Below are 4958 nucleotides of genomic sequence, written 5' to 3' on the forward strand. Positions count from 1 at the left end.
CTCCACCACCAGGCGGTCCCCCTCGACGCGGGAGCGCCACGCCCCGCACCCGACGGTGCCATCCGGTCCGATCGTCACCGCCGGATGGGGCACCAGCAGTCCCCGCAGATCCTCCGCGACATACGTCGGTCGATGCTCCGGGTCCGCCGCCACCAACCCGGCCGCATCGGTCACCCCCGTCATGACCAGCAACGAGTCCACCCCGCCACGCCGGGCCCCCTCGATGTCGGTGTCGAGCCGGTCCCCCACCACCAGCGGCCGGCGGGCACCGGTGCGCAGGATCGTCTCCCGGTGCATCGGGGGCAGCGGCTTCCCCGCCGCCGTCGGTCGCCGGGCGCCACCCGACGCGATGCGCACCACCTCCACGGCCGCCCCGTTGCCCGGTGCCACACCGCGCGGAGTGGGGATCGTGGCATCCAGGTTGGAGGCGAACCACGGCACTCCCCGATTGACCGCGAGCGCCGCCTCCACCAACCGTCCCCAGGGCATTTCGGGGCCTCCGTACCCCTGAACCACCGCCGCGGGGTCCTCGTCAGCCGATTCCACCGGCACCAGACCGCGTTCGCGCAACGCCACCCGCAGCCCCTCCCCGCCGGCGCACAGCACCCTCGCGCCCGCCGGCACCGCCTCGGCGATCAGCCGGGCCACCGCTTGGGCCGAGGTGACCACCTCCTCCGGCTCGGCGGCCACACCCAAACGGGTGAGATGGTCCGCCACGGTCGCGGGGGTGCGGGAGGCGTTGTTGGTGACGTATGCCGAGGCCATCCCCTCCGCCCGGGCCACCGCCAGCGCCTCCACCGCATGCGGCACCGCCTCACCACCGGTGTAGACGACCCCGTCCAGATCCAGCAGGGCCGTGTCATATCTCCGGTGCAGGGCGATCCCGCTGCCGGACAGGGGACGGGAGACCACTCCCCCACCGGTGTCCCCGGTTCCCGTGATGCCCTCTTCCCCGTCCCGCGTCACCGCATCCACTCCGTTCCCCTGTCTTCCGCCGCCGGGCCCGACCACGGGCCCGGCCCCCGATCATCGCGCACCCCGCCGGCCGGGGCCCGGCGTCCCCCCTTCGATGGCCGCCCCGGGGCCGGACATACCATGCGGGGATGCATATCGACGGTCTCCACCCGGCTCCGTTCCGCGCCCTCCGCTACGCGCCGGGCCGGGTGAGCGGGGTGGCCGCCGTGACCTCCCCTCCCTATGACGTCGTGGTGCGCCCCGACGGCCTGCGTCAACTCCGGTCCTCCGAACCCCACAACATCGTCCATCTCACGCTGCCCGGCAACGGTGGACACGGGGAGGGGCCCGCCCGGGCCCGTGCCACCCTGCGCGAATGGCTGCGCGACGGCGTCCTGCTGCGGGACCCCGAGCCCGCTCTCTACGTCTACGAGCAACAGGGGCACGGTCGCTCCCAAAGGGGTGTGATCGCCACCGTGCCGGTCACGGACCCCGAGGCGGGTGTGGTGCTGCCGCACGAGGACGTCATGTCCGAGGTGGTCACCGAGCGGGCCGCCCTCCTGCGCGCCACCGGGACCGATCTGGAGCCTCTTCTGCTGACCTATCCCGGCGAGCCCGGACCGGAGGCACCCGGCGGACCCACCGCGGCCGTCATCGACCGGGCCGTGGCGAGCCCCCCGTTGACGGACATCCGCACCGACGACGGGATGCGACACCGACTGTGGGCGCTCACCGAACCCGCGGATCACGCCCGGATCCGCGCGGACCTCTCACGTTGTCGGGCCCTGATCGCCGACGGCCACCACCGCTGGGCCGCCTACCGGCGTCTGCGCGACGAGACCCCGCCCCGGGTGGGGAGTACCACGGACTCCCCCCGCCGGTGGGGTCTGGTGCTCCTGGTGGATTCCACCCGCCATCCTCTGGAGGTACGGGCGATCCACCGGGTGCTGCCCGACCTTCCGATCGACCGGGCACTCGCATCGGCGGGAGCGGCCTTCCGCACCGCACCGGCCCTGCCCCTGAGCGAGGCGATGGCCCTGCTGCTGGACGCCCCGGGTCCGGCCCTCGTACTGTCCGACGGCCGACCGGCCGGGAGCACGGCGGAGCCCACCGCCCATCTGGTGGATCGCCCGGCACCGGAGGTGCTCGCCACCCGCGTTCCCGGGGATCGACCCGAGGCGTGGCGCCTGCTCGACGCCACCGTCCTGCACGAGGTGCTGCTCCCGGTGGTGTGGAAAGTACCGGACTCCGCCGAGAGCATCCGCTACCTCCACGATCAGGACAGCGCCCTGGCCGCGGCTGCCCGTGCCGGGGGCACGGCGGTGCTGATGCGGCCGGTGGCCGAGCGAACCGTGCGGGAACTCGCCGAACAGGGCGTCACGATGCCCCGGAAGTCCACCTCTTTCGGCCCCAAACCCGCCACCGGTCTGGTGCTGCGTCCGCTGTGGGCGGAAGGCTGAGAGCGGCCCGGCTGCGACATTCGGAAGGTGCGGGCCCCCGAACCCCATCGGAAACGGCCCCGGGGGCGAAACCGTGATGGTTCCGCCCCCGGGGCCGTGGTCATGGGGGTGAGAGGCCCCCGGCTTCGCCGTCACCGGCGGTCATTCCCGACCGGTCTCCAGAGGTCCGGCCGTCCGGTCCGTGGGGGCGGCCCGATAGTCGGGCTCGTCGGTGAGGTCGTCCAACTCATCCGGATCGTCCACCCCGCCGGAGACGGAGCGTTCCCCCTCAGGGGCCCGGTCACGGCTCCGCTCCGGGACGCCGGATCGCGCGGTCGGGACGTCCCCGGCGTCCTCGAGACCGATCCCCGAATTCTCGGCCGCGGCGAGTTCCGCCTCCTCGGCCTCGGGATCCAGCGCGTCGGTGAACTCCACTCCGTCCAACTCCGCGAGCCTGTCGGAGGCATCGGTGACGCCGTTCTGGTCGGCCTCCACAGCCTTGGCGAACCATTCGCGGGCCTCCGCCTCCCGGTCCACCGCCAACAACGCGTCCGCATAGGCGTAACGGAGACGGGCCGCCCACGGCTGCACGGCCTTGGAGGCCAGCTCGGGACTCTGCAGCGTCACGACCGCCGCCTCGTTCTGCCCCATGTCACGACGGGCTCCCGCGGCGACCAGACGCATCTCGACCTGGCCGGCCTTGTCGAGCTTGCCGACCTCCGGTTCACCGGCCATGGCCAGGGCTCGCTCCGGGCGACCCAGTCCACGCTCGCAGTCGGCCATGACGGGCCAGAGGTGCGGCGAACCCGTCATCCGACGGGCGGCCCGGAATTCCGCCAGTGCCTCCGCGTACTTGGCGACCCCGTAGGAGGCGAAGCCGGCGGCCTCCCGAACGGCGGCCACCCGCGACGCGAGACGCAGGGCCACCCTGGAGTACCCGTAGGCGGCCTCGGGGTCCTCGTCCAGCAGACGGGCCACCATCACGAGGTTCCGAGCCACGTCCTCGGCCAGCGTCTTGGGCAGGCTCATCAGCTCCTGACGTACGTCACGGTCGACCTCCTCGCCCGTGACGTCATCGGGGATGGGAAGACGACGCACAGGCTCCCGGTCCCGCCCCGTTTCCCGACGATCGTCTTCTCCGCGCCGGCCGTAACCGCCGGACCCACCGGAGCGATGGCCGGCTCGACCACCGCGGTCCCCTCCGAAACGGCGGTCGCGGTCGTCGCGCCCGCGCCCCGCGGGACGACGTCCGTCACGGTCATCACGGCGCTCGTCACGCCCGTGGGGACGGTTCTCACGGTAGGGAGGTCGCCCACCCCGGTCACGGTCACGATCACCGGAGAACGAACGCCGCTCACCCTCATCACGCCGGAACCCACCCGGACGATCATCACGCCGGTCATCGCGCCGGAACCCACCCGGACGATCATCACGCCGGTCATCGCGCCGGAACCCACCCGGACGATCATCACGGCGCTCGTCACGCCCGTGGGGACGGTTCTCACGGTAGGGAGGTCGCCCACCCCGGTCACGGTCACGATCACCGGAGAACGAACGCCGCTCACCCTCATCACGCCGGAAACCACCGGGACGATCATCACGCCGGTCATCGCGCCGGAACCCACCCGGACGATCATCACGCCGGTCATCGCGACGGAACCCACCCGGACGATCATCACGACGCTCGTCACGCCCGTGGGGACGGTTCTCACGGTAGGGAGGTCGCCCACCCCGGTCACGGTCACGATCACCGGAGAACGAACGCCGCTCACCCTCATCACGCCGGAAACCACCCGGACGATCATCACGCCGGTCATCACGACGGAACCCACCCGGACGATCATCACGGAACCGCGCTCGGCGCTCTCCATCTCGTTCGACTCGCCCACGACTGGAGCCCGAGAATCCTCGGTCGTCTCCACGGTCGGTGCGCCTGTCACGCCGGTCGTCACGGTCGTTCCGACCGCCGCGGCCGCGGAAGTCCCCGCCCCCACCCCGGAATCCGCTGCTGTTCCGGTCGCTTGTATCCCGCTTCTCCGATGCGCTCTCAAAAGAGTCGGACATGAGAGATGACTCCTGTCAGGAATTGGTGCGTGGAGCCTCTCTCCGGGTTCACTGGACCACGTGACACCACACACATATGAAAAACGAAAAAACCCCGGCTCCCGGCTGTACGCCGGGAACCGGGGTTCCCTTCACAGATTGTTCGGCGGCGACCTACTCTCCCACACGGTCCCCCATGCAGTACCATCGGCGCAGAAAGGCTTAGCTTCCGGGTTCGGAATGTAACCGGGCGTTTCCCCTTCGCCATGACCACCGAAACTCTTTCGGATATCTCGTCCCGACACGGGACGATCAACCAAAACAGCAACTGGCGAACAAGCACACTTTTCAGTTGAGCACTGGTTCCACCGGAAACTGGTTGTTATCCGGGAACCACACAGTGGACGCGAGCACCTGAGGACAAGCCCTCGGCTTATTAGTACCGGTCAACTCCACCCCTCACAGGGCTTCCATCTCCGGCCTATCAACCCCGTCGTCTACAGGGAGCCTTACCCCATCAAA

4 protein-coding genes and 2 rRNA genes are annotated in these 4958 nt (G+C 70.7%); 1 reads left to right on the plus strand and 5 read right to left on the minus strand.

All coding sequences use genetic code 11. From position 1 onward, the window contains the following. The coding region (locus FNQ90_RS12445) for an HAD hydrolase-like protein (RefSeq protein WP_323379915.1) at nucleotides 1–912 on the minus strand (912 nt) is incomplete at its 3' end. 191 nt (nucleotides 913–1103) lie between these two features. Between FNQ90_RS12445 and FNQ90_RS12450 the strand changes: the two genes are divergently transcribed. After that, nucleotides 1104–2414, plus strand: coding sequence for a DUF1015 family protein (locus tag FNQ90_RS12450; RefSeq protein WP_182606435.1), 1311 nt, complete (start codon nucleotides 1104–1106; stop codon nucleotides 2412–2414). Between the two features lie 141 nt (nucleotides 2415–2555). Here the strand turns inward: FNQ90_RS12450 and FNQ90_RS12455 are convergent, their stop codons facing one another. The 4 genes from FNQ90_RS12455 to FNQ90_RS12470 all read right to left on the minus strand — a co-directional run. Beyond that, the gene (locus tag FNQ90_RS12455) at nucleotides 2556–3422 is read right to left on the minus strand and encodes a hypothetical protein (protein WP_228471081.1); all 867 of its coding nucleotides are present in this window, start codon (nucleotides 3420–3422) and stop codon (nucleotides 2556–2558) included. Next, on the minus strand, nucleotides 3422–4345 hold the full coding sequence (locus FNQ90_RS28155) for a hypothetical protein (RefSeq protein WP_182606437.1): 924 nt from the start codon (nucleotides 4343–4345) through the stop codon (nucleotides 3422–3424). The genes FNQ90_RS12455 and FNQ90_RS28155 overlap by 1 nt, the downstream gene beginning before the upstream one ends. A gap of 252 nt (nucleotides 4346–4597) precedes the next feature. Next, nucleotides 4598–4714: ribosomal RNA gene (rrf, locus tag FNQ90_RS12465) — 5S ribosomal RNA — on the minus strand. A 138-nt stretch (nucleotides 4715–4852) separates the two neighbouring features. Then, a 23S ribosomal RNA gene (locus FNQ90_RS12470) occupies nucleotides 4853–4958 on the minus strand; the annotation flags it as partial.

The sequence above is a fragment of the Streptomyces alkaliphilus genome (assembly GCF_014141535.1).
GTDB classification, from domain to species: Bacteria; Actinomycetota; Actinomycetes; order Streptomycetales; family Streptomycetaceae; genus Streptomyces; species Streptomyces alkaliphilus.